Below are 23,879 nucleotides of genomic sequence, written 5' to 3' on the forward strand. Positions count from 1 at the left end.
ACACCACGGCAACAACCCGAAAAACTTCGCCAGATAAATGGCCGACCGGGGTAACGGCCGGGTCATCAGCCAGACGAGCGACCGCGATTCCCGTTCGTTGCCCAACGCCCCGGTGGCGAAACTGAGGCTGAACAGCGGCAACAAAAACCCGAGATACAACAGGAAGACCACCCACCGCGAAAACACCGCCGGCGGCGAGCTTTCCTCGCGGAGGCGTTTCATCTGGGGAGAATTCTCGATCACCGGATGAATCATGCTCCCGGCGACGCTCTCCGCCAGAAACGGCTTCGCCCGGCTCACCCGCTGCTCGTACCGGTTCCACCCCGTGCTGGTGGTGAAAAGGACCACCAGCAGCACGCAAACCAGCAAAATGCCCGCGGCAATGCCCACCATCTGCCGAAGCCGGGCCTGCCGCCGAAACGAAAAACCCACGAGAAACAACCAAGCCCGGAGCGGCGATGTGACGACAGGTTCGGATGCGGATGCGATAGATGTCATGGGGATAAGATAACTCGTGATGACCAATGACCGATGGTGAGCCGGGTCGCGTAAGCGCCCGGAGGTTGTCACACTTCAATTGCTCAAACTATTGGCGTGTGACGAACTCCGGGCGCTCACGCGACCCGGCTCGCCTCTGCTCATCATTCGCGACTGTCTTGGTTTTGCTCATGGCTCATAGCCAATCCGTTCACGTCTTCCCGCTCCCCCCCAGCAAATACCCAAGGATTGCGTGGGTGGAGTCGTCGAGGGGTTCCAGTCGGGTGATGCGGAGGGTTTCATCTGTTGCCAGTTCGTTGAAGTCCTCGAAGAACCGGCGGGGGTTTCTGGCGCGGACAATCAGGGTTTGCGGGGTCGGGAAATCGACGCCGACGATGTCGGGGCGGCTGAGGAGCATGGTTGCCAGTCGTCGGGGGTCGTCCGCGTCGATGCGGATGGAGAGGGGTTGGTCGTCCAGCAAATCGCGGATACGGGAGACGGTTCCCAACGCGGCAATGCGGCCACGGGCAAGGATCGCCACATGGTCAGTCAGTTTTTCCAGTTCCTCCAACTCATGGCTGCTCACCAGCAGACACTTTCCCTCGGCCGCCAGACCCCGGAAGAGTTCCAGCATCTCCTGCCGGCCGATGGGGTCGATGCCGGAGAGGGGTTCGTCCAGCACCAGCAAGCGGGGATCGTTCAAGAGGGCTTGGGCTAGTTTGATTCGCTGCCGCATTCCTTTGGAGTAACCCCGGAGTTGGCGGTCGGCCCGGTCGGTCATGGTCACGCGGGCCAGCACTTCTTCCGTCCGGTGGTTGGCGTCGGCGGCGCCAAAGCCGCACAGCCGGGCCATCGCCCGCACGAAATCGCGGCCGGTCATGTCCTCGTAAAAGGCGTCGTTGTCCGGGCAGTAGCCGACGAGGGCCTTTGCCCGCCAAGTCCAGGCGTCCTCGCCGCGCACCAGCACCCGGCCGATGCTCGGCTTCAATTGTCCGGTGGCCAGTCGCAGCAGCGTGCTTTTGCCCGCCCCGTTGGAACCGACGAGGCCGGTGATGCCTCCTTGGAGTTTCAGTGACACTTGGTTGAGGCCAATCACCGGGCCGTACCACTTCGAGACAGCCTCGAATTCCAGCACAACCTCATCGGGGTCAGAAGGAGCGTTCATCAGGAGATGATCTCCACGGCCCGTACCCGGCGACGCAGGTAGAGCAGGCAAAGCAAGCACACGGTCACGATGGCGGCGGCCGCCTCCCAATATTCCGGCTGCTCCTGGTTCGTCGGCCGCAGCCAGCGATGGTCCTTGCCGAAGCACCACATGCCGAAGAGGTAGAGATCGTTCCAAAAATCAATGAGCCGCCAGCGGGGAGAGAGGCCGATGCCGTCCACCAGCCAGCGTTGCACCAGCCGGGCCATCACGAAAATGGCCGTCCACACCATCACCAAGGGCACTGTGCGGCGCAGCCAAGTGGCGGTCGTCAGCAGCAGCAAACTCATCGAGATGGTGATGGCCCCCCCGTAGGCCAGAATGCCGAGGAAGAGGCCGAAGTTGTCGTAGTAGTAATCCCACGTTTCGATGAAGCCATACTCCACGAACAACCCGATGGCCGGGATCGTGGTCAGGCAGTTGATGAGCATCGCGATCGCCAGGCACTTGCCGAAGATGTAATGCCGCCGGCTGATTGGCTTCGACAGGTAAAACGGCAGGCTGTTGTGCTGAAAATCATTCCCCACCAGCACGGACCCCGCGAAGGCGAGAATCACCACCGCGATGTACCCCTCGGTCCAGATGAAATCCCCGAATGTCTCGGCGGAGCCGTCGAGGTGCATTGTGTCCCGCAGGGATTTGATGAGCGCCTCGGGTGAGATCAACCGGCCAAACACGCCGCCGGTGCGGATCAGCGCGTCCTGGACATGGCTGGCGAGAAAGACCCAGAGATATTGGCCGAAAAAGTAAAACAGGAAGATCATCAGGCTAAAGGCGTACAAGATCCAGAAAAACTTGCGGCGGGCCAGCAGCAGGACGCCGGTGCGGGCGATGGCCTTCACGCCGCGCCACGGCCCCCCGGTGACTCCGCCCAACGCACGATAATGAAGCAACTCAGGCGGCACAGGCAACTCATCACTCGTTCAGGGATAACGTCTCTCAACAACGATTCAGAAATAGTCAGGGGAGCGAAGCTTTCGCCACCGCTTCGCCCAACGACTGCATTTGGAACGGCTTGGGCAACACCTGCACGATGCCGAGTTCCCGCAGGGTTTCCTCGGGAACGTCATCCGCGTAGCCGCTGCTCAGAACGATCGGCAAATCCTTGCGGATCTCGCGGATGCCCCGCGCAAATTCCAAGCCGGTCATACCCGGCATGGTCAGGTCGGTCACCACCACGTCGAAGTTCTGGGGATTGGCCCCCAAGACTTCGAGGGCTTCTGTCGCCACGTTGAACGTGGAGACGGTGTGCCCCATGTTGCGGAGCATCACCTGGGCCAGCCGGGTGATCGAAGACTCGTCATCCACGAAGAGGATGCGGCGAGGGTTGCCGGATTTTGGTTTGGCGGCCATGGCGGGAAGGGGCGGTGGGGTCGGGGCGATGACAGCCGGGAAATATACGGCGAAGCGAGTTCCTTCGCCGGGTTCGGTCTCCACGAGGATGGCTCCTTCGTGATTTTGCACGATGCCATGTACCACGGAGAGGCCAAGACCCGTGCCGACGCCAGGGGGTTTGGTGGTGAAGAACGGTTCAAAGAGCCGTTCACGGACTTCGTTCGGCATCCCCGGCCCGTTGTCCTCGACGACGAGAACGACGCCCGGTCCTTCCGGCAGCGGGGGATGGGCCTTGGAGAATTCGGCGTTGATGTCGCACAGATTGACGGACACGCAAAGCCGGCCGAGTTCGCCCATCGCCTGACAGGCGTTGGTCATCAGGTTCAGGATCACCTGATGCAATTGCGTGGGGTCCCCGGAAATGTGGGGTTCGTCCTTTGGGGGGCGCCAGTCCAGCGTGATGCCGTCCCGGCACAGGGGCCGGATCAGCGGCATGACCTCGTTCACGACCGGCGAGAGCTTCACCGGGCGGCGGACAGAAGGCTGGCGCCGGCTGAACATCAGAATTTGCCGGATCAACTCCCGGGCGCGGGAGGATGCCTGCACAATTTCGCCCGCGTAAACTTTCGGAGTGCCTTCGGCCGTGTGGCTGATGACGTCGGCGAAGCCGAGAATCCCGGTGAGGATGTTGTTGAAGTCGTGGGCGACGCCGCCGGCAAGCTGGCCGAGCGCCTCCATCTTGCGGGACTGGGCCAGCCGGGCCTCGTATCCCCGGCGGTCCTCTTCGGCCTTCTTCCGGGAACTGACATCCCGTCCCACGGCGACCACGTGCCGGGTCCGGCCGTCCGGGCCGAAGAACGGGATGAAAATCACCTCCAAAAACAGTTCCCGGCCCGCGCCGGCCAGACGAAGTTCCCGCAACTTGGGTCGCCCCGATTCGGCGGCGGCGTAAAAATCGTCGAACACCGACTCTGGATCGTCGCACCACTGGACCAGCAGCGGCCGGGTGACCGCCTCCATCCGCTGCCCCATCAGTTCGGCCTCGGTGAGTTCGGCCCCGAGTCCGCGGGCAATCAGCAGCGTCGCCCGGTTGATGGCGGCGAGTTTCCACGCGGCGTCAATCGCGTCCCACGCATACAGAATCAGAATGTCCGAGGTGTTGTCGAACACCATTGACAAGAGCGAGCGTTGCTCCCGCAGAACGGATTCGGCCCGCCGCATCGTCTTGCGCTCGGCTGCGTCGCGCAACGCCCGCGAGATGGCCGGGACGAACCGGATGAGGTTCTGCTTCATCAGGTAATCGGAAGCCCCCGCCTTGATGGACTCGACCGCCACCTCTTCGCCGACCGTGCCGGAAATGAGGATGAACGGCACATCCGGCGCCACCTGAAGGGTGATGTTCAGGGCCTCCAGGCCGCTGAAACGGGGCATGCAATAATCGGAGATGACGATTTCCCAACCGCCGCGATGCAAAGAGGCCCGCAGCCCGTCGGCCGTGTCAACGCGCTCGAAGATCGGCTGATATCCCCCTTGGCGCAAATGCCGCGTCAGGAGGAGCACATCGTCCTCGGAGTCTTCCACAAAGAGCAGCCGCAGCGGCACGGGACTCACTGGAGAACCTCATGAACGGCCGGGGGATTTTGGTTCAATTCAAGCCAGTACAACCCGAGCCGGCCGATGGCGGTCATGAACTCGTCGAAATCCACCGGTTTGCGAATGTAACTGTTTGCCCCGCAGGCGTAACTACGGATGACATCCTGCGTCTCGATCGACGAGGTCAGCATGATGACTCGGGCGAACCGGGTGCGGGCATCAGCCCGGATATGCCGCAATACTTCCGTGCCGTCGGCCTTCGGAAGATTCATGTCCAGCAGGATGATGGCCGGCAGATCCGCAATGTCGCGGCCTGTGTGCGGTCCGCGGGCGAACAGATAATCCAGGGCTTCCTCCCCGTCGCGCGCGATCACCACCGGATTGGTGATCCGGCTTTTGCGAAAGGCCCGCATGGTCAGGGCCACGTCGTCAGGGTTGTCCTCGACCAGCAGGATCGTGCCGTTGTTCACGGGGAGGTGGCTCCGTGGGAATGAGAGAGGGTGTCGCGGTCCGACCGGTTCATTCTATCAAATCAGCGAATCCCGGCGAAACCCCGCCGATCAGAGCCGTTCACGCAGACGTTGTCGAGGGACGGTGACGGGTGGCGCTGACACGGGGGCAATCGGCGAGGGCGGCCACCCAATTTCGTTCGTGGGCGGCCTCTGTCGCGTCCAGATGATCCACCGGCCCCTCCCATTGCAGCCGCCGGGAGAGCGTGCCCGGATCGCCGGCAAACAGGATTTTGCGGCGGGCGCATCCCGCCAGTTTTCGCAGCACGACCGGGGATTCGCCGAACGTGACGGCCCGCGAGACATGGCTTCGCGTGAGGCTGATCACCAGCCAGTCGCATTCCGTGGCATCGGTCTCGTGAATGTCGATCACCCGCACTTGCGGGGCGCGAGACTTGCCAAGCAGATGCCGCAGAACAATCACTTGGGCCGGAAACGGCGACGTGACCCGCATCGACGATGACGGGTGGTTCTCCGCGAACTGCACGACGGCCTGCGCCTCGGCGAGATTGACAAACCCCCGGTCGGGGAGCAATCGGGAAAGTTCGTCGGCCAACAGGCCGCGTTGCTTCGCATCGTGCAGCGCGATTTCGTAGCCCGCGCCCCCCGGGCGCCCCGTGCGGGCGGGGTTGGGTTCCCGGCGGCCCCGCAGATCGGGCACGGCGAGAAACTCCACATGCGGCTCGCTCCCCGTCGGGGCGGGATGGTGGAAGCCGATGCGGAACGCCTCGTTCAGCCAGCGGGCCAGCCCCGGACAGGCCCGGTGCGACCGGTGCAGGGCGGCGGCCCGGCCATGACTGCGCTTCAGCCCCCGCTCTGTCAGCCATTCCGAGGCGCTTTCCATCGTCCAGCCCTCGGCCGTGGCGAAATGGATGGCCTGTGTGTCGAGATCGAAGACTTCTTCGGTGAGGCCGCCGGAATGCTGGGCGATGGCCGACTCTGATTCCGGCGGGGCGAACCGGCAGGTGATCCGGTCGTCGGTCGCTTCCCAGACGGGGGTGTGCGTGGCGGGCTGGATCGTCAGTTCGTCGAGTTCCCGGAAGAGAAACTCACGGGCGGCGGTCGCTTGAAAATTAGCCGGGAAGGCGACTTCGGCCAGCACTGGCTCGGCCAGAAACGAGGCGAGCCGCAATTCGATGGCCGGGTTGTCCGCGACGGGTTCCCGGTCGCATTTGCGGCGCTCGGCGGCGGTGAGCGGGTGCAACCGGCAGACGAGGTGTTCCCCCTCGGTGACCCATGTGCGCGGGTGATGCAAGGCGTGCCACAGCCGCCCCCACCACTCCGGGCGGGCAGTTCCGTGGCGATGATGCTTCTCCGGCGGTTCGCCCGACAATACCCAACGACCGGCCAGCCGGGTGGCGGCGTGGAGTTCGGCTTCGGGAAGCCCGTCGGCGTCGTCGATCATCATCAGGTCGAAGCGTTCTCCGTCCAGCGCGGTCACGCCATCCACCGGCCCGATGGTGATGGCGGCCGAGGCGCCCCATTCCCGGATCGCGGCGGCGCATTCGCCCGGCAACCGGCCCTCGGCCCGGCGGTGTTCCTCCAGCTTTTGCCGGAGAATGTCGATGTCTCCGGTCAACCGTTCAGCCGAGTCATCGGGGCGAAGCCCCGCGTGTTCGAGGCGGGCAAGGTGTTCTCGCTGCGAGGCGGCCAACTCGGCGACGGCGGCATTTAATTCGTCGATCCGCTGGTTGATTTCCTTCGTCCGGCGTTCGATCTCTTCCGCGAGAAACTTGGCCCGTTTGCCTTGATACTCATCGCGGGCGGTTTGCTCCGTTTCGGCGATTTGTTTTGCCTCGGCAGCGAACCCCGTCAGTTTGTCTTCCGCTTCCGTGAATTGTTGTTCGGCGGCGGCCTGTCTTCCCGGCAGTGTGGAATCGAGTTTGGCCTTCCACTTGGCCAGCGAGAACATCCCGCCGGATTTGACGGCCTCGGTCTTGGGGCGAAGTTCTTCCAGAACGGCAATGGCCTGTTCACGGGCCTGCCGACACGAGGCTTCGCGGGTGGCGAGATCAGCCCGCAACGCCTCGCGTTCGCTTGTTTCCCGGACGTGGTGCTGGTCGAGTTTCCGAATCCGTTGCACGAGGTAAGAGGGGGATTCCCCCGGCTCGGCGATGTCGTGTTCCGTTTCTTGGGTCAGCGTTTCGCGCCGGGCGGTCAGCGATTCCAACTCGGATTGGTTTTCAGCCAGCAGCGGGGCGATCCGTCCGGCTTCTCGCAAAACGGTCGGCAGGGATTCCAGCAAACGAAGCCTGTCCTCGGCCTCGGTGGCGGCGATTCGCAACGTCAACGTGCGGGTGGCCAGCAACGCGCGTTCCCGGTAAACGGCCGTGCGTTCGCGGCAAAGCGGCCCGAGGTTTTCAGGCGTCTGCCCGGCCCCGGCAAACCGCCGGACCGCAATCTCCGGGGAGCGGGCTAGTTGTTCCACGGCCGCGACCAGGGCCGCCGGATTCGGGGAGAGCCACAACACCCGTTGGGCACGGGTGACCGCCTGCCGGGCGATCTCCATCAGCACACGGGATTTGCCGGTTCCGACCGGTCCCTGAATCTGAAGAAAATCCGGCGTGGCGATAGCCCGCGCGACGGCGTCGCGTTGGAAATGATCCAGTTCGCCATCGACGGGGGTGAACGATCCGGCCCAGCCGAACGACGACAATTGCCGAGTGAGGGCTTGTTCAATGAACCGGGCGGGGGGATGGGGTTCGACGGAAACGTGACCGCTCACCCCGCTGTCGGACGGAGCGGGATGACTGGCGGACGACGAATGCCCGGCCGAGCCGTTCAAGCCGGGGCCTGTTGGCAGGCTCATCACCAGCCCCCGGAAGATGAAGACGGATTGATCACGGCGCTCTGGGGCAAGTTCATGTACCCCGGAAGGTTACACAAGGATAGACGGCCGACAGTTCGGTTGGTCACAGGCGGGAATAGGATTTTTTCGGACAATGACGAACGTTCCACTCACCCGTGCATTCTTCGGCGGGGCACGGGCAAAGTATAGACTTCTTTTCCCAGACTATCTATCGAACCCCAAAACTTCATCGGTTGCAACGAAAAAACGCCGGAAGATGGGAAAAATCTGACATAGGGGCAAGCCGGGCTTTTGCTGGATTATTCCGCGATTGTCATTTTTCGCGATGACTCGCGGCCGTGGATGGGTTTGCCCGAAGGCACAAGGAGGGGTTAAGGCACTGCTTTGGCATTGCGCTCCGAAGACTTCGCGTCGCGGCTTCATGAAGGGTGATCATCTTTCGTGTTGTGATCTCCCCAAAGCCGGGGAACCTGAAATTCAAACTGAATCTGGGGAAGTCAGGCTTCGGGAAGTGACCTGTTGCGGCCGGATGCTGATTGGCGGATAATCCGTCGATCATCATCCGAATGGAAACTCGCTTCGTGGATCACGATCAATTCTTCAAAAGGCTGATGCACCTGTTCCTGCGGGATTTCTTCGAGATATTCTTTCCCGCGTGGGTGAATCGCTTCCGCTTCGACCAAGTGGAATGGGTGGAACAGGAAGTCTTCCCCGACCCGCCGCACGGCGAAAAACTCGTGGTTGATGTCTTGGCAAAACTCCCCGTTGTCCCCGCCGACCCGCCACGGGAGAACGAACCCCGCGAGTCGGTGGCCCTCGTCCTGATTGAAACGGAAGGCTCAACTCGCCTCGCGGATTTTCGCCAGCGGATGTACGATTACACCACCGGAGCCGGCGACAAACTCGGGCTCGATGTGCTGCCCGTCGCCATCTTCCTGAACCTGCGGATGGAAGGCCGGAACACGGACGTGTTCGAGCGGTGGTTCTGGGAACGCCGCATCCTGACCTTCGAGTATGATTATGTCGCCCTGCCGGGCTTGCGGGCCGAGGACTATGCCCATCATCCGAACCCCTTGGCGGCCGCGTGGTCCACGCTGATGAACATGGAGCGGGACCGCCGGGCCTTGGCGGCCGTCGAGGCGATGGATGTGATCGCCGCCAGCTCCTTGGATATCGAGCGGAAACATTTGCTGCTGGATTTCATCCAATCCTATGCGCCGCTGGAAGAAGACCAGAAGCGGGATTTGAACGACTTGCTGATTGACCCGAAGCGAGAAAGGACACTGACCATGAAAAAGCTATGGAGCCAAGAAGTTCGGGAGCAGGCAATTGAAGAAGGACAACGGGAGTTTTTTCTCCGCCAGTGCCTTAGTAAATTCAGCCAACTTCCTCCGGAAAATGTTCGACGAAAACTCGAACAGATGAACATTTCCCAGATCAATGATTTGGGCCTTAAATTATTAACCGCCAGCACTCCGCAAGAGCTCGGTTTGGCTGACTGAATCATTTTTGGCCGGGGGATCGCCCGCTTTTGTTCCGGCGGGGAGTCTCCTCGCCGGTCGCCCAGCCCACTCGGAGCGGGGCGAGTTCCGAGATTGTCGCCGAAGGTTTTGAATCAAGGATTTGTGTGACCATCGCTGGACGCGCTCCGCTCCGAAGACTCCGCGTCGCGGCTTCACGAGGGAGATCGCCGGTTTGAATGATGAGGATGCTGCTCAACGGTTGTCAAGTTAACGCCCAAACCCACAAATCCCGAACCCGGTTCTCCCGCTTTGTGTCTTGATTCACTTCCCCAACAAACACTCGCGGATAATCCTTCAATGGACACCATCAATTTCTATTCCGTCTCTGACGAGTACGGGGAATTCTCCAACTTCGCCGGCTTTCCCATTCAATTGGATGGCAAACGCTGGCCGACGAGCGAGCATTACTTTCAAGCGAAGAAGTTCGAGGATGACGCCTATTGTGAAGAGATTCGCACCGCCAAGTCTCCGATGATCGCCGCCAGACTGGGACGCTCCCGCAAGCAAAAGCTTCGGCGGGATTGGGAATCGGTCAAAGTGGAGGTGATGCGGCAGGCGGTGCGGGCGAAGTTTACCCAGCACGAGGAATTGAAAACCCTGCTGCTGGCAACCGGCGACGCCAAGTTGGTCGAACACACGGAGAACGATTCTTATTGGGGCGATGGCGGGGACGGTTCCGGCAAGAACATGCTCGGGCAGTTATTGATGAAATTGCGAGAGGAATTGCGGAAAGAGGAGTGAGGCTCAACGGGCCGAGGGGCCGTCGAGCATCGTGAGGCGTTTGACCACGCAGCGGTTTCGGCCGGTGTTTTTCGCCTCGCTCAGGGCGGCGGCGGCGGCGTGGCGCATCTGGTCCAGACCGACGAGGGTATCCGGTTCGGCGACCACCATGCCGACGCTGACGGTGATGCGGATGACATCGCCGTTGAATTCCGTGGCGCTCATCTCGACCGTGCGGCGAACCCGCTCGGCGAGAATCAACGCCCCTTCCATGCTTGTTTCCGGGGCGACGATCATGAACTCCTCGCCGCCGACCCGGCCGACGGTGTCGATGGTCCGCACAGAGTTCATCAGGGTGCCGCCGAGCCACGCCAGCACATGGTCCCCGCCGGGAAGCAAATAGCGGGTGTTGATGTCCTTGAAGAAGTCCGCGTCCACCAGTCCCACGGCCAGCGGGGAGGTCACGCGGGCGCGGCGGAGAACTTCCGTCTTGGCCAGCCGGTCCATCGCCCGGCGGTTGGGCAGGCCGGTGAGGGAGTCCGTCAGGGCCATCTTCTGGAGCATCGAGTTCCGCTGCTCCAGTTGTCTATTGATGTGTTCAAGTTCGCGGGTGCGCTCGGCTACCCGCTCTTCCAGTTCGAGATTTAGCCGACGAAGCTCGTCCAACAGGTTTTCGTGGCTGCGTTCGAGCAGAAACGTCCGGGCCGAGTTGCGGACGAGATTCATGAGTTGTTCGGGCCGCCACGGCTTGAACAAAAATCGCTGGGCCAGACCGGAGTTGATGGCCTCGACGGCCTCCTCCATGCTGTACACGCCCGTCATCAGAATACGGACGGTGCGGGGGGTGTGTTCCCGGCACCATTCAAGGAAGGGAATGCCCTGCAATCCGGGGAGTTGCTGGTCCGAAATGACGATGTCCACGTCGTGCCGGGCGAGGAGCAACTGGGCTTCCTCGGCGGTTTCCGCCACCCGGAGTTCGTAATCGGACGACAACAGGCTCCGGGCCAGTTGGGCCAGGGCCGGTTCGTCGTCAACGAACAAGAGCGAACATTTGAATCGGCCCACAAGCGGACTTCCGTTTGGGATGGCGGCGAACAATGGGCAATTCTCTCAGGCGGCAGAGAACCCCTTGATGTCACAATCATCATAACTTATTTTTTCGGCAGACATGGCCGGAACTGGAAAAGGAGTGAAATTCGGTGGCGGGTGAAGACTATAATGAGGAGACGAAAAGCGAATGGATGAGTCGTCCGGACATTCAAAGGTTACGAATTGATCGAGAATCGCTCTGGTTCGGATTGACCGCCCGCCGAGTTGTGTATACTGGTTTCTCGCCAAACTGACTCTCTGTCAAGATGTTACGACTGTGACATCCGTAACGGATGGGTGATTTTGGCAAATAAATCGGAGAAAAGGGTTATTTTTCTGAGCGAAGTCTTGCGAATGGACTTTTCGCTTATTACAATCGAGATTCGATTTGGGGAGCCATCATGGCCGCAGGATCGTCATGGACTTGACGATCAGTGAGACACAGGGAGGTGTTGACCAACCCGGGGAAATGGGTTTCCCCGGATTGACGGATGTATTTTTGCGGGAACCACTTCCAAGTGTTTTTCGGCGAAAAGATGATCGCAGGGATTTTAACCTCGCGAGCGATCCGTCCTCCCCCTGTTCCATGAATAACAACCGGTTAATGAGAATCTCTTTCGGGGAAGGATTGCCATGAAGTCTGCGAGGAAGAAGCGATCAGCGGTCGCCACGGATACCGCGTCCGACACGCCTGCCCTCACCACGTTCTCTTCGGACCTGTTGACGCCCGAAGAAGAGCGAGAGTTACTATCCAGTTTCTGGGACTGCAAGAACGAACTCGTCCGCACCTTGATGCGGCACTTTCCGAACTTGCGGGCCAGCCGCCCTCCCTTTGAACCGTGGCCGATGGCCCAGTTCATCCGTGAGTTCTGCACCGAAGAATCCTGCGACGATCATCCGGCCATTCGCCGGTTGCACGATAAGTATGTGCATTTCAAGCACCGCCTGGCCTCCGCGAACATCCGGCTGGCCGCCCACGTGGCCAAGCGCTTCCGCCATCACGCCCTGAGCTACTCGGACCTTCTCCAAGAGGCCGTGTGCGGCTTGATGCAAGCCATTGACCGCTTCGACGTGAGCCACGGAACCCGGCTGGCGACTTATGCCACATGGTGGATTCGGCAAACGCTCCAGATTGCCGTTGCCCGACAGAGCCACTTGGTGAGCCTGTCGCCCCACCACTTGCAGGAACTCGGTCTCCTCCAGCAAGAGAGCGAAGCCTTGGCCCACGGCGGCAAGCATCTGCCCAGCCCGCAAGAACTGGCTTCCCGTACCGGAAGCTCGCTTGAGCATTTGACGCACCTTCAGACGGCTACCCGGACCCCGGTGTCCCTGAATGCCGTGCTGGACGACGATAGCGACTTCAAGCTGACCGAAGCGATGCCGGATAACACCAGCACGACGGCCCAGACGAACAACGAACGTCAGGAAGCCCTCGGGTTCCTGATGGAAAACCTGCGTCCTCGCGAACGGAAGGTTCTCGACCTCCGTTTCGGCCTCACCGGTAGCGGAACGCACAGCCTTCGCCAGATCGGACATCTGCTCCGTATCAGCAAGGAACGTGTTCGTCAGATTCAAAACCGCGCCTTGGAAAAGCTCCGAGCCAGTGCCGAGCGCGTTGGCTGGGAACCGAGTTTGTTGCTGGATTGACAAGCAAAAGCTGTGCCATTTGTTGCCCAAGCCCGCCGAAAGGCGGGTTTCTTTGTTTCAATCTCCCTCGCACGCATCACGTTTGATGAAAGGATGAGGGATGAGGGATGAGGGATGAGGGATGAAAGAAAACCAACAACCGATCCTGAGTGAGTTCTTCGGTGATTGGCCGGTTTTCTTTCATCCCTCATCCTTCATCCCTCATCCCTCTTTGGGTTGATGATCCTCCTCACCCCCAACCCGATTTCCCACGCCGAGCTAACCGAGGCTGTCCGAAGCCCTCATTGCGGGGCGGTCGTGACGTTTCTCGGCACCGTGCGGGACATTACTGATGAAGCCGTCACCGTTGCCCTCGATTACGAGGCCCACGGGCCGATGGCCGAAGATAAAATGCGGCAAATCGAGGCCGAAACGCGGGAACGCTGGCCGGTCGGCGAGTTTCACATGGTTCACCGGCTCGGGCATCTGGAAGTCGGCGAAATCAGTGTTGGCGTGGCGGTGAGTTGCCCGCACCGGGCGCAGGCGTTCGAGGCTTGCCGACATGCCATCGACCGGCTGAAGGAATTGGTTCCCATCTGGAAGCAAGAACATTGGCGGGATGGAAGTACCGAATGGGTTCATCCCGGTGTATCCTGAATCCATGTCGTCTCTGAGGCTTCCAACCAGTTGATGAGTCGCACGGCCTTACCCCTGTTTCCCCTTCCGGCCCGGCCGAATGGCGATTCCCTGCCCGTCGGGAATGGCCGGGGATTGATTGACACGTTTGGCCGTCGGCATACCCATCTCCGCATCTCTGTCACCGACCGTTGCAATCTTCGCTGCACGTATTGCATGCCGGAGGAAGTCGTCTTTCGGGATCGCAGCGAACTGCTAACGTTCGAGGAAATTGTCCGCTTTACGACGGTGGCCGTCTCGCTCGGCATCGACAAAATCCGGCTCACCGGCGGGGAACCGTTGATGCGCCGGGGCCTGCCTGATTTGGTCGAGGCGTTGCACGCCATCCCCGGCCTGACGGACATCGGCCTCACCACCAACGGGTTGTTGCTTCCCGAACAAGCAGAAGCCCTTCGCGCGGCCGGGCTTTCACGGTTGAACATCAGCCTCGACACGCTGGACGCCGGGCGGTTCCGCGAACTTGCGAGGCGGGATGGCCTGAACCGCGTGCTGGCCGGGATTGACGCCGCGAAGTCGGCCGGGTTTGATCGCATCAAGATCAACGCTGTCAGCCTGCGGGGCTTTGCCGAGCTCGACACGCTTCCGCTCGCCCGTTTCTGCCGGGAACGAGACTTGGAATTGCGTTTCATCGAATCAATGCCGATTGGGGCCGAACCGTGGAACCGGGAATCCGTGTTCTCGGCCGCCGAAATCCTCGAGTTGATCGACGGCGAATTCGGCCCCTCTCAGTCCGTGCCGGACCAAGACCCGTCTGCCCCGGCGACCGAATATGTTTACGGCGATGGCCTCGGCCGCTTCGGCATCATCGCCTCCATCACCCGGCCCTTTTGCGGCGCCTGCAACCGCGTGCGGCTGACGGCCGAGGGAAAACTCCGGAATTGCCTGTTTGCGCTGGACGAAACGGACGTCAAATCACTGCTGCGCGACAACACCCCGGATGAAGAGATTGCCCGCGTGATTCGTCAAAGCGTGCATGACAAATGGGAAGGCCACGAAATCAACACCGCCCGTTTCCTGAAACCCGCCCGCACCATGCACGCCATCGGCGGTTAGTGAAAGAGAAATGACAAAACCACCGGATGGAAGAGAAATTGCTGGCGTCCGAGCGGAAATCATCCCACAATTACCTTTCCAGCGGATGCGAATGATCGAAACGCAGATCAAACATCAGACGATGGTCCGCAACTTGATGAAAACCAATTCTTCCCGTGGGTGCCTGATGCTCGCACGATTACCGTTGGCGATGCTGGGGTTTCTTCTCGTTTGCCCGCTGGCGACCGCGCAGCCGCGTCCCAAGGGGAAGCCGAAAGAACCCGCCGATGTGAAAATCCGCATTCCGGATTTCACCCCGTTGCATGCCCCGGCGATGGTCTTCGCCGCCCTCGACGACCGGATGGCTCTCACCAAGCTCAAGGAGGCCATTTATGTGCCGGACTTGTGCCTCTACCGTTACCGGGTCGGCACGACATCGGCCGAGTGTCAGAAGTTTGTCGATCAATCGATGGGATATTTTTACTCGTATGTGTGGATCGAGGCCGCCCGCTCGGCCGAGACGGCGTTGAAGCACGACCCGAACTGTGCCTACGCCTGGCTGATGCTCTCCAAAGGCTTGGACAAATGGGGCCGAAGCGCCGAGGCCACCACGGCCTTGAAGAAGGCGCAGGAATTGATGCCGAAGGCTCCGCACCGAGAGCAAATGCTCATCTCGGCGAAGCTGCTGGAAAAGGGAATCACCGGCTCGGCCACCACGCCCGACGAACGCAAGAAAGCGACCGCGAAAGCACTCGACGACATGTTGGTGATTTATGACGACGACGAGGAGGCGTGGTTCGCCCATGCCGTGCTGCTCGGCGGTTTCCAAGGGTCGAACAGCGAGGGCGTGCCGTTCTACAAGGCTCTCCTGAAGATCAACCCGGTGCATCCGGGCGCCAATCACGAACTGGTCCACTTCTACGAAAACACCCGTCGGCCCGCGATTGGCTGGCCCTATGCCGAGGGCTACATTGCGTCGTCCCCCGGCATTCCGCATGCTTTCCACATGCAAGCCCACCTGGCCACGCGCATCGGCAAATGGGACAAGACCGCCGACCGCTCGTGGAAGGCCGTCGAACTCGAACGGGAATACCACAAAGCTCAGGGCGTGAACCACTCCGAGGATCACCAGTTCTCGCACCACTTGGAAACTCTTGTGCTCGCGCTCCTGCACGACGGCCGATACGCAGACGCCGAGAAGATCAAAGCGGAATGCGGCAAATACGGCTACAAGTTCCCGATGCTCTGGTTCCGGCTGGCCGTCAGCCAGCACCGCTGGGAAGAAGCCGAAACGATGGTTGCCAATGAACGCAAAGGGGACAAGACACAGGCCAGCTACATGGCCGCTTTGATGAGTCTCGAACGCGGGGACACCGCCAAGGCGACCGCCGAGGTGGATATCCTTCGTCTGGCCCAGCAAAACAAGAAGGGCGACCGTCGGCTGGAACAACGCCTCTGGGAAACACAGGGCCGGTTGATGTGCCAGACAGGTTCCGGCGAGGCCGGTTTGAAATTGCTGCAACGGACGGTCGAAAAGACCAAGGATGACTACCAGCACCACGCTTGGGGCGGCGGCGCCTACCACATGGAAAATTGGGGCATGAGCGCCTTGGAAACCGGCAAATGGGATGTGGCCGAGGAAGCCTTCTTGGAAGCGCTGGCCCACGACCCCGGCAGCGTTCGCGGCAGCCTTGGCATGCAGATCATCTGCGAAAAGCAGGGCCGGACCGAGGAAGCCAAACGATTCGCGGCCCTCGGCCAGCGGTTATGGGCGAAGGCCGACGTGAAGGATCTCGCGTCGCTCCGTGAGCACATCATCCATCTGGCCGGCAAATCCACCGCCGGTGTCGCGGCCGCCGGTTCCGAGTAATCCCCGCACATCACCCACGGATTGACCCATGCGAATACATCGATGCGTTTTGGCGGCCCTCCTGCTCCTCCCGGCCGCTGTCTCCGCGAAAGACCCCTGCGTCTCCGGCCCGCAAAACGGCCAGAAGCCGGGACCGTATAGCTTCCTCGTCGCCAGCGGCCCGCAACGGGGCCAGCCGACATGCTATGTCTGCGAGACGGCCGAAAAGCCGGGCATGATCGTCTTCGCCCGCTCCGCGTCCCCGATGCTCGGCAAACTGCTTCAACAAGCGGACCAAGCCACCGCCGACCGCCCCAAGGGGGAACTAACCGCTTGGATGACCATCCTCGGCGAAAAGACCCTCTCGATTGACGAACTCGGCAAATGGGCCAAGGAACAAGGATTGAAGAACGTGCCGACCGGCGTGTTCGACGACCCCGTCGGCCCTCCCAGCTACAAACTGTCCCCCGACGCCGACGTGACGGTGATCCTCTTCCAGAACCGCAAAGTGACCGGCAATTACGCCTATTTCAAGGGCGAACTGGATGACAACGCCGTGAGGCAAATCACCGACGCCATCAAGGCGCTTGGCAAGAAATGACCTGAGTTGCGGCCCGGAAGACCGGCCGTGCAAACAACGCCCGAACCCATCAAAATATTTTGATGGGTTCGGGCGTTGTTTGCTTAGGTGTCATATTCGCCCGTGGTCCACGGCCGGTAAAAGACATAGCCGGCCGGCAGGAACATGACGTGTTCGGGGCTGTAACCTTCAGTTTCGGCGTCCTCGTCGCCGTCGTCGCCGGCCGTTTGGTAAATCAAGCCGGTTTCCAACCCCTCGATCATGATGAAGAACGGCCGGACCATGATGTCGGCCGGCTTCCAGCCTCCGGTCAGGACAGGTTCCAGCAGCTTTTCAAGTTGCTCGCGGGCGGTCCGTCGACTGCGTTCTTCGTCTTGCTCCAGATATCCCGCTCCGTGCGATGTTTTGTTGAAATGACAGGAGAGCAAGACGCCATCGGCATTGAAGCGAAGCACGGCGGCGACGAACGTGGTGAAATCCTGCTCCAAGGGGTAAGTCTTCCCCCGGCGCTCACCCACAAAAGCCATCACCTGATCGCCATTGGGAAGTTTGCCGTTGAACTCGAACGGGCATGGCCCGTCATCCGGCTCGGCCGGCAGCTTGATCTTGGCGGGTATCTTCCAGAGTCCCATGATTTGCCCTCCATCAAGACCATCATAGAGGCTCCTCCGATCCGATACGGCCTAAACTGAGCCTGAATACCTCAACCCACGGAGGACGGCATGGCGGGTGAAGCGGTCGCATCGAGAAAGGGTTTGGTGTCGCGGATCGAATCGGGCGGGCGGCCGGTCACGCCGGAGGATATCTGGAACGCCGCGATCCGGGCCGGCGCCGACCCCGCGAGGATGGCTCTTTCGCTGTGTCATGTTCTTGGGGAAGTGACGCTGGCGGAAAGCGACGCCGGAAAAGAGGACGAGTCCGTCGCGGTGCGCTACACCCTGACAAACGGACAAGCCGTGATGTATGATGCCTCGCTACATAACCCGTTCAAAGATTTGTAAGGGAAGATGGTCGGAACGTTCTCGCGTTTTGGATTCTGGCGAGGGGGCGGGCAAACGACGGGCGGGGGTTTTCAGAGATCACCGATGTGCGACCACTCACCCAACACGAACTCGCCGCTGCTCTCGCTCAGTCGCATCGCCACGCCATGCGAGTCCCAGAAAACCACGAACTGGATTTGCATGTCATACTCGTAAGGTTGTCCGGCCTTGGCCTGCGCTTGGTGGAACGAAAGCGTCGCCTGGCTGACGACACTGCGAATGTTGTCCTCCGTCGGCCGTGACCGGCAGAGTTGCCGCCATTGCCGGTCGTCGTATCCAGCCGCGGCGCTCTGGGAGAAGATCGCGAACAACCGCCGTCGGCACTCGTCACAGACTCGCTGATGAGCGGGCAGGTAGCGTTCCCAAAGAGCGAACAGGCCGTCGCCGGGGGCGGGCACGCCCTTGCCCGGCCCGCTCACGAACCAAGACGATTCAAACTCCGCGAGGTCGCTCTTCAGGAGCGCCAGCCGGTCGAAGTGGATTTCGCAATAGCCGGGATCAGTGACCGTCTCATGCGGACCAATCGCCAGCAATCGCACGCGCGTTTCCGGGTCAAATGGATCACCCTTCACCGGCCGTCGTTTCGCCATCTTCTTTCTCCGGAATGTGGGGCCTCAACAACCGGCGATCAGGTTGATCCGTGTTGGCCACGCTGTTCGTTTCCGAATTCTCGCCCGACCTTATCGGCGGGCAAACCGCCGCGGGCGGTTAATGATTCCCGCCCGTACAATAGCCCAATGAATCATCTTGTCGTTTTGGGCGAAGTTCTTGAGAGAGATGGGCCGCGCGCCGCCCTGGCGTTTCTGAACGCCCGGACCGGGCATCGCTTTACCTCGATGTACCGATTCGACGGGAAAACGCTTCACAATCTGACGTTCTACGACCGGGCCGATTCCGAGGCCGAACCGCCGGATGATATTCCGGTGGAGGTGTCGTATTGCGTGTATGTCCGGGACGCCGTGAAGCCGTTCTGCGTCGAGGATTCGCTCGGTGATATCCGCGTGGCCGGCCATCCCAAGCGGCCGGAGATCCGGGCTTATTGCGGCGTACCGCTGGTCGATGAAAACGGGATGATTTTCGGCACCATCTGCCATTTTGATTTTCAGCCGACTCCGACCGCCGAAGAGGATGTCCGGTTGATGGAGGGATTCGCCCTCCTGTTGAAGCGGCACGAACTCTTGCGATAATCCGGACTCATCATGTCTCTTCTGATCAATCAACCCGAAATCCGGCCAGACGAGATCAACCGCCTCTGGCAGCACGGCATGCACGAAGAACGGTTGTTCCACGACCGGCTGAACTATTTCTCCGCCATGCAAATCGGCCTCCTCGGCGTGTTTGCCATCCTTTACAACAAGGAACCGTCCCCCGGCGTGTTCTTCCCGCTCACCGGCGTCGCGCTGGCGTTTACGCTCCTGTGGCTGGCGGTCCAAATCCGGCACTGGCGGTATTGCGCGCATGTGAACGAACAAATCAAACGGGCGGTTCCGGAATATGGCCGGACACTGGCCGCGTTTGCCGCCCCCGGCCGGACGGACGGCTTCGCCATCTCCCGCCCCCTCGCGTTTGTTGTGCCTTTGCTCTTCGCCACCACTTGGGTGTCCCTGTTTGCCTGGGTGCTGCTCCGTGCATGGGGATGATGAGCCGGGCCGAACGTTTTTGTGGTGATGCGAGTCCGCCGTCCGGCCACTTTTTTCTTCTTGGGTGACGACAAACCCAAACCTGTCAATTTTTCCATCCGTGCTGGCTCACCAAATATCCCTGCCAGACAGCCAAACCCAAACCGCCCACGATGTAAATCAATCCCCAATATCGCAGCGGGATGAAATACAGGTCGTTCGGCTCGCCGGTGCTTTTCAGAAGCCGGGAAACGAGAATCACTCCCGCTCCCCCGATGGCCAAGGTGATGGTCGCCACGATGATGGCGGCGCTGCCTGAATAATTGGACTCGGCCATTGCCCCAAAAGCCACCAAGGGCAACAGCAGGGGAATAAACGCGAGCGGCCCATAGCCGCGCCAGACAATGAAGAACATCTCGATATCTCCGGTGAATCATCCGGCCGGGGGAGTCCGGTCGCGGTGGTCGAGTCCTGATTCGGGCGAGTATTTTTGAGTCGATGGCCGCGCGAGGCCGACCGGCATTTTAGAGATGATCGACTTGGCTGGCTCGAATGTGTCGATGAAATGAATGAAAGACGGCCGCAAGCTTCACTCGCGTGCCGTCTTCAATGATTGGAACTCGAATGACCCCTTGTCCGGTTAGTTGTCGATCGAGATTTCGCCGTTGGCACGGGTGAGCAGGGCCACCATGCTGGTGATCGTGATCGAGTCCCGGATGAAACGGACGGAGCCATCGCCCATCAGCGAGTTGCAGCCGCCGGTGTGGAACGAATAGAACTCGGTGTTGTTTGTGCAGTTCATCGCCTTGGTCCGGGCGGCCGCGTTCGAGGAAGTGGTCGCCGTGGCGGTGTCTCCGGGATTGGCGGGATCGCAGCCATCGAACACCATGCCGGTTTGATGGTCGGCCCACACCCCGGCCGCCGGGACATTTCCGCTGGCAGCAGGATTGAGTTTGCCCATGATGTACCATGCCGGATTGCCTGCCGACTCGCTCATCGCCAGCGTGTTCGAGGTGCCGTCCGACACGGCCGAGAAAGCCGTGGTGATGTTCGGTTGAAGGAAGCACTGGTAACCGGCGGGAACGCCGCCGGAGGCAGCCACGGAACTGCGGATCCGGGCCGGCGCCCGGTAGTCCGAGATTCGGCCGTCCACGCTGCCGCCGCCGAAACCGCTGAGCGTGACGGTGCGAATGCGATCCGCGCCGCCGGCCGCCGAGGGGCAGATGAAGATATTCACCTTGGTGCCGGAGGCCGTGCGGTTCTGGCCAAGCTGCCGCCAGTCGGAGGTTTGGTCAAACAGGTTGTTCAAGTTGTCTTGTTCCATGTACGGCAGCAACAGGGCGAAAACGCTTTTGGCCCCCTGGTTCGCCGGTTGCGGGGCCGGGTCCGGCGGGGTGTAATCCGCGACGGAAGTGATCGCCACCGGGGGCAAACCGCCGTTGGAGCTTTCGTAGTTGTGGAGCGCCAGCCCCATTTGCTTGAGGTTGTTGGAACATTTCATCCGGTTGGCGGCCTCCCGGATCTTCTGCACGGCGGGCAGCAGCAATCCGATCAGGATGGCGATGATCGCAATCACCACCAATAACTCAATGAGCGTGAAACCTCGTCGAATACGGACCTTCATCGCGGACACCCGAAACTGGTGAAAATGGAAAAAGAACTTCGGGAGAGGTCAGGAGAGAAATGAGAGAAAACTTATCTTACGCCGACATGACGGTTTCGTCATGATGAGATGGGAAATTGATGAGCGAGATTCGGATACGTTTCTTTTGATTGTGCGAATGCTGAAGACGACGCAATCGGCGGCATCCGCGAGCAGGGAATTTTTCTCTGCCCGCGGATGCCGCCGATTGCGTCGTCTTCACTTCCAGCCATCATTAACAACAATCAGCATCAGGCCGGCCGGGTACTGCGGAAGGCCATCAGCACATCGTGAAGGTCGTCCGAGATGCTGACTTCATCGTCCAGAAAATCCTTCAGCCAGATGAAGTGATTCTTCTGGGCCATCGCCACCAGCGGAATCAGATCCCGGAGGCGGATGTGAACCGGCGGCGGCGGGGCGACGGGGGGAAGGAATGTTTCCTCTTCGTCGTGCCCGGTATACAAGCGTAGTCGCGGCGCCATCCTTGTGTACCTCCCTGTTGAGCGACGCATCCGGTTGGTTCCCCGATTTTCCGAACCAAGCCGGGAGAGACTGCGTCGTGTTTTCCCCAAATCCCGCCGCCCGCGAACGGGGCGACAATGGAACACATCTCACATCGGCCGACGCTTTCGGGCGAGTGCAGCAATTCACGGGAAAATCCGCCGGTTTGGCAGTGACTTGGTAAAGTGTTCCAGACGGGAAAACCTGCGCGGGAAGGCTGGCATGTCAACGACGATCGCCGTGCTCGGGGACGGGGCTTGGGGGACGGCGATGGCCCTCCTGCTCGCCGGACAACCGGACACCCAAGTGCGGCTCTGGAGCGCCCGGCCGGAGAATGCGGAACGACTTCGGCAACAGCGGGAGAATGTGCGGTTTTTGCCGAATGTGCCGATTCCACAAAGCATCATGCTGACCGCCGATCCGGCCGAGGCGACGGCAAACGCGGACCTTTGGGTGAGCGCGGTGCCGACGGTCTATTTGCGGGAGACAATTGGCCGATTCCGGTCGCTGGCCTCCCCGGCCACTCCGGTGGTGAGCCTCACCAAGGGCATCGAGATCGCCACCTTTCGCCGGCCGACACAAATCATCGAGGAGATTCTGGGCACAGACCGGGTCGCCACCCTCAGTGGGCCGACCCATGCGGAAGAAGTGAGCCGGGGGATGCCGACGGCCGCCATCGCCGCCGGGAGTGATTCGATGCTCACGGCCCAAGTGCAAAAATTGTTCTCGACGGATCGCTTCCGTGTTTACACGAATTCGGACCTCATCGGCGTGGAGATTGCCGGGGCGTTGAAGAATGTGATCGGCATTGCCGCCGGCATCGGTGACGGGTTGGGATATGGCGACAACGCGAAATCCGCCCTGCTGACCCGCGGCCTCGTGGAGATGTCCCGCTTCGGGGCCGCGATGGGGGGCGAACCGGACACCTTCCACGGTCTCGCGGGCGTCGGCGACCTCATCACCACTTGTTTCAGCCCCCACGGTCGTAACCGTTTGGTGGGCGAACGACTGGGCAAGGGAGAAACCCTCTCGCAAATCCTGGCCACCATGTCAGCCATCTCAGAAGGCGTGACCACGGCCAAGGCGGTTCACGAACGAACCAGAATCATGGGGCTGGACATGCCCATCACCGCCAGCGTTTATGGCATCCTTTACGAAGGCGTCCCGGCCGCCCAAAGCGTGAACACGCTGATGTCGCGCAAGTCGGGGAGCGAACGAAAGTATTAAGCAAAGACCATTTTCTCTTCTTGAGTGTTCACATGGTGCGTTTCGCGTTCAAGGAATGGGCCGTCGTGTGTGAGGCGTTGGGTCGCGGCGAGCAGGCGCTCATCCTTCGCAAAGGGGGGATTGCCGAGGAGAACGGCGAATTCCGGCCAGATCATGCCCGATTTTGGCTGTTCCCCACATATCTCCATCAGAAAGCAGAGGGCTTAAAGCCCTCCGTGGCCGCCCGGCTGCATCGCCTCGAAGAAGAGAAACCCGCCGGCAACACGGTGACGCTCACGCATTATGTGGAAGTCGCCCGGCCGTTCCGGTCATTGCGGCTGGAATCACTTTTGGAACTCGACCCGCTGCACGTCTGGTCCGAGGCCACCGTTCGGATGCGCTTCGCCTATCGGGAACCCGGCCTGTTCGTGTTGCCCGCCCGCGTCTTCCGTGTCCCCGAACCGGTGACGGTCATCAACAAACCCGAATACGACGGCTGCAAAACTTGGGTGGACTTGGAAAACGACTGGCCCGCGAATGGAATCCCCGTGCTGGATGACCGGCAATTTGCCGATGTGCTGGAAACCATCGACCGGGTGTTAAACCCGGTGGCGAAGGTGTGATCGTCATGGAAAAATGGACCCTCGACCGGCAATACGCTGACCGACATCGTCTGTACCTCAACACAGTTAAACGTGGTTGGTGGTGTATGTTTGACTACGTGGCGATTCCTGATCTCACCGTCGCAGAAATCGAGGTGGTGATTGGTCCGACTCCCGATATATACCACACGCGGTGATGAATGAGGTCTTGCGGAATTCGACAGCGT

Annotated in this window: 24 protein-coding genes; 12 read left to right on the forward strand and 12 right to left on the reverse strand. The window is 60.7% G+C overall.

The window, feature by feature from the left end; translation table 11 throughout:
• The 6 genes from BGIM_RS60540 to BGIM_RS0126775 form a co-directional block, all read right to left on the reverse strand.
• The coding region (locus BGIM_RS60540) for an ABC transporter permease subunit (protein ID WP_193789019.1) at positions 1 to 498 on the reverse strand (498 nt) is incomplete at its 3' end.
• 190 nt (positions 499 to 688) lie between these two features.
• Complete coding sequence (locus BGIM_RS0126755; RefSeq protein WP_020472780.1) at positions 689 to 1,642, reverse strand: ABC transporter ATP-binding protein; 954 nt, start codon at positions 1,640 to 1,642, stop codon at positions 689 to 691.
• A complete protein-coding gene (locus tag BGIM_RS0126760) occupies positions 1,642 to 2,586 on the reverse strand; it encodes an ABC transporter permease subunit (protein WP_020472781.1) in 945 nt (314 codons plus the stop codon). Before BGIM_RS0126760 ends, BGIM_RS0126755 begins: the two co-directional genes overlap by 1 nt.
• Positions 2,587 to 2,641: 55 nt before the next feature.
• Positions 2,642 to 4,627, reverse strand: a complete 1,986-nt coding sequence (locus BGIM_RS58335; protein ID WP_020472782.1) for a hybrid sensor histidine kinase/response regulator — start codon at positions 4,625 to 4,627, stop codon at positions 2,642 to 2,644.
• The gene (locus BGIM_RS0126770; protein ID WP_020472783.1) at positions 4,624 to 5,079 is read right to left on the reverse strand and encodes a response regulator; all 456 of its coding nucleotides are present in this window, start codon (positions 5,077 to 5,079) and stop codon (positions 4,624 to 4,626) included. The genes BGIM_RS58335 and BGIM_RS0126770 overlap by 4 nt, the downstream gene beginning before the upstream one ends.
• Before the next feature lie 100 nt (positions 5,080 to 5,179).
• Positions 5,180 to 7,927, reverse strand: a complete 2,748-nt coding sequence (locus BGIM_RS0126775; RefSeq protein ID WP_020472784.1) for a hypothetical protein — start codon at positions 7,925 to 7,927, stop codon at positions 5,180 to 5,182.
• 566 nt (positions 7,928 to 8,493) lie between these two features.
• On the opposite strand from BGIM_RS0126775, the gene BGIM_RS0126780 reads away from it, so the two are divergent.
• Together BGIM_RS0126780 and BGIM_RS0126790 are read left to right on the forward strand one after the other, a co-directional pair.
• Positions 8,494 to 9,429: a DUF4351 domain-containing protein gene (locus BGIM_RS0126780; RefSeq protein ID WP_029630591.1), complete on the forward strand. Its 936-nt coding sequence runs from the start codon at positions 8,494 to 8,496 to the stop codon at positions 9,427 to 9,429.
• Between the two features lie 318 nt (positions 9,430 to 9,747).
• A complete protein-coding gene (locus BGIM_RS0126790) occupies positions 9,748 to 10,191 on the forward strand; it encodes an NADAR family protein (protein WP_020472787.1) in 444 nt (147 codons plus the stop codon).
• A gap of 3 nt (positions 10,192 to 10,194) precedes the next feature.
• Here BGIM_RS0126790 and BGIM_RS0126795 read toward each other — a convergent pair whose 3' ends face one another.
• Entirely contained in the window at positions 10,195 to 11,235 is a 1,041-nt protein-coding gene (locus BGIM_RS0126795; protein WP_162136293.1) for a GGDEF domain-containing response regulator, read from the reverse strand.
• A 657-nt stretch (positions 11,236 to 11,892) separates the two neighbouring features.
• Between BGIM_RS0126795 and BGIM_RS0126800 the strand changes: the two genes are divergently transcribed.
• The 5 genes from BGIM_RS0126800 (at position 11,893) to BGIM_RS0126825 (ending at position 17,063) form a co-directional block, all read left to right on the forward strand.
• Positions 11,893 to 12,906 carry a sigma-70 family RNA polymerase sigma factor gene (locus BGIM_RS0126800; protein WP_020472789.1) on the forward strand — a complete coding sequence of 338 codons (1,014 nt, stop codon included), beginning with the start codon at positions 11,893 to 11,895 and terminating at the stop codon, positions 12,904 to 12,906.
• 219 nt (positions 12,907 to 13,125) lie between these two features.
• Positions 13,126 to 13,542: a molybdenum cofactor biosynthesis protein MoaE gene (locus BGIM_RS0126810; protein WP_029630595.1), complete on the forward strand. Its 417-nt coding sequence runs from the start codon at positions 13,126 to 13,128 to the stop codon at positions 13,540 to 13,542.
• Between the two features lie 33 nt (positions 13,543 to 13,575).
• Positions 13,576 to 14,634, forward strand: coding sequence for a GTP 3',8-cyclase MoaA (gene moaA / locus BGIM_RS0126815; RefSeq protein ID WP_020472791.1), 1,059 nt, complete (start codon positions 13,576 to 13,578; stop codon positions 14,632 to 14,634).
• A 166-nt stretch (positions 14,635 to 14,800) separates the two neighbouring features.
• Positions 14,801 to 16,483, forward strand: a complete 1,683-nt coding sequence (locus tag BGIM_RS0126820) for a tetratricopeptide repeat protein (RefSeq protein ID WP_157369446.1) — start codon at positions 14,801 to 14,803, stop codon at positions 16,481 to 16,483.
• A 28-nt stretch (positions 16,484 to 16,511) separates the two neighbouring features.
• Entirely contained in the window at positions 16,512 to 17,063 is a 552-nt protein-coding gene (locus BGIM_RS0126825; RefSeq protein WP_020472793.1) for a hypothetical protein, read from the forward strand.
• Between the two features lie 83 nt (positions 17,064 to 17,146).
• Here BGIM_RS0126825 and BGIM_RS0126830 read toward each other — a convergent pair whose 3' ends face one another.
• A complete protein-coding gene (locus tag BGIM_RS0126830) occupies positions 17,147 to 17,674 on the reverse strand; it encodes a hypothetical protein (RefSeq protein WP_020472794.1) in 528 nt (175 codons plus the stop codon).
• A 90-nt stretch (positions 17,675 to 17,764) separates the two neighbouring features.
• Here BGIM_RS0126830 and BGIM_RS0126835 point away from each other — a divergent pair, with 90 nt between their 5' ends.
• A complete protein-coding gene (locus BGIM_RS0126835; RefSeq protein WP_020472795.1) occupies positions 17,765 to 18,043 on the forward strand; it encodes a hypothetical protein in 279 nt (92 codons plus the stop codon).
• Between the two features lie 71 nt (positions 18,044 to 18,114).
• Here the strand turns inward: BGIM_RS0126835 and BGIM_RS63345 are convergent, their stop codons facing one another.
• On the reverse strand, positions 18,115 to 18,672 hold the full coding sequence (locus BGIM_RS63345; RefSeq protein ID WP_020472796.1) for a hypothetical protein: 558 nt from the start codon (positions 18,670 to 18,672) through the stop codon (positions 18,115 to 18,117).
• 147 nt (positions 18,673 to 18,819) lie between these two features.
• On the opposite strand from BGIM_RS63345, the gene BGIM_RS63350 reads away from it, so the two are divergent.
• Both BGIM_RS63350 and BGIM_RS0126850 read left to right on the forward strand, forming a co-directional pair.
• Positions 18,820 to 19,269, forward strand: coding sequence for a GAF domain-containing protein (locus BGIM_RS63350; protein ID WP_020472797.1), 450 nt, complete (start codon positions 18,820 to 18,822; stop codon positions 19,267 to 19,269).
• A 12-nt stretch (positions 19,270 to 19,281) separates the two neighbouring features.
• Positions 19,282 to 19,722 (forward strand): RipA family octameric membrane protein, encoded by a 441-nt coding sequence (locus BGIM_RS0126850; RefSeq protein ID WP_020472798.1) that lies wholly within the window; start codon positions 19,282 to 19,284, stop codon positions 19,720 to 19,722.
• 85 nt (positions 19,723 to 19,807) lie between these two features.
• On the opposite strand, the gene BGIM_RS0126855 is transcribed toward BGIM_RS0126850, so the two are convergent.
• The 3 genes from BGIM_RS0126855 to BGIM_RS0126865 all read right to left on the reverse strand — a co-directional run bounded on the left by BGIM_RS0126855 (position 19,808) and on the right by BGIM_RS0126865 (position 21,825).
• Positions 19,808 to 20,116: a hypothetical protein gene (locus BGIM_RS0126855; protein WP_020472799.1), complete on the reverse strand. Its 309-nt coding sequence runs from the start codon at positions 20,114 to 20,116 to the stop codon at positions 19,808 to 19,810.
• A gap of 225 nt (positions 20,117 to 20,341) precedes the next feature.
• Positions 20,342 to 21,325: a DUF1559 domain-containing protein gene (locus tag BGIM_RS0126860; protein ID WP_020472800.1), complete on the reverse strand. Its 984-nt coding sequence runs from the start codon at positions 21,323 to 21,325 to the stop codon at positions 20,342 to 20,344.
• Between the two features lie 269 nt (positions 21,326 to 21,594).
• Positions 21,595 to 21,825: a hypothetical protein gene (locus BGIM_RS0126865; protein WP_020472801.1), complete on the reverse strand. Its 231-nt coding sequence runs from the start codon at positions 21,823 to 21,825 to the stop codon at positions 21,595 to 21,597.
• A 241-nt stretch (positions 21,826 to 22,066) separates the two neighbouring features.
• On the opposite strand from BGIM_RS0126865, the gene BGIM_RS0126875 reads away from it, so the two are divergent.
• Both BGIM_RS0126875 and BGIM_RS0126880 read left to right on the forward strand, forming a co-directional pair.
• Positions 22,067 to 23,071, forward strand: a complete 1,005-nt coding sequence (locus BGIM_RS0126875) for an NAD(P)H-dependent glycerol-3-phosphate dehydrogenase (protein WP_020472803.1) — start codon at positions 22,067 to 22,069, stop codon at positions 23,069 to 23,071.
• 32 nt (positions 23,072 to 23,103) lie between these two features.
• A complete protein-coding gene (locus BGIM_RS0126880) occupies positions 23,104 to 23,673 on the forward strand; it encodes a DUF1802 family protein (RefSeq protein ID WP_020472804.1) in 570 nt (189 codons plus the stop codon).
• The last annotated feature ends 206 nt before the right edge of the window (positions 23,674 to 23,879 follow it).

This window comes from Zavarzinella formosa DSM 19928, assembly GCF_000255705.1.
GTDB lineage: Bacteria > Planctomycetota > Planctomycetia > Gemmatales > Gemmataceae > Zavarzinella > Zavarzinella formosa.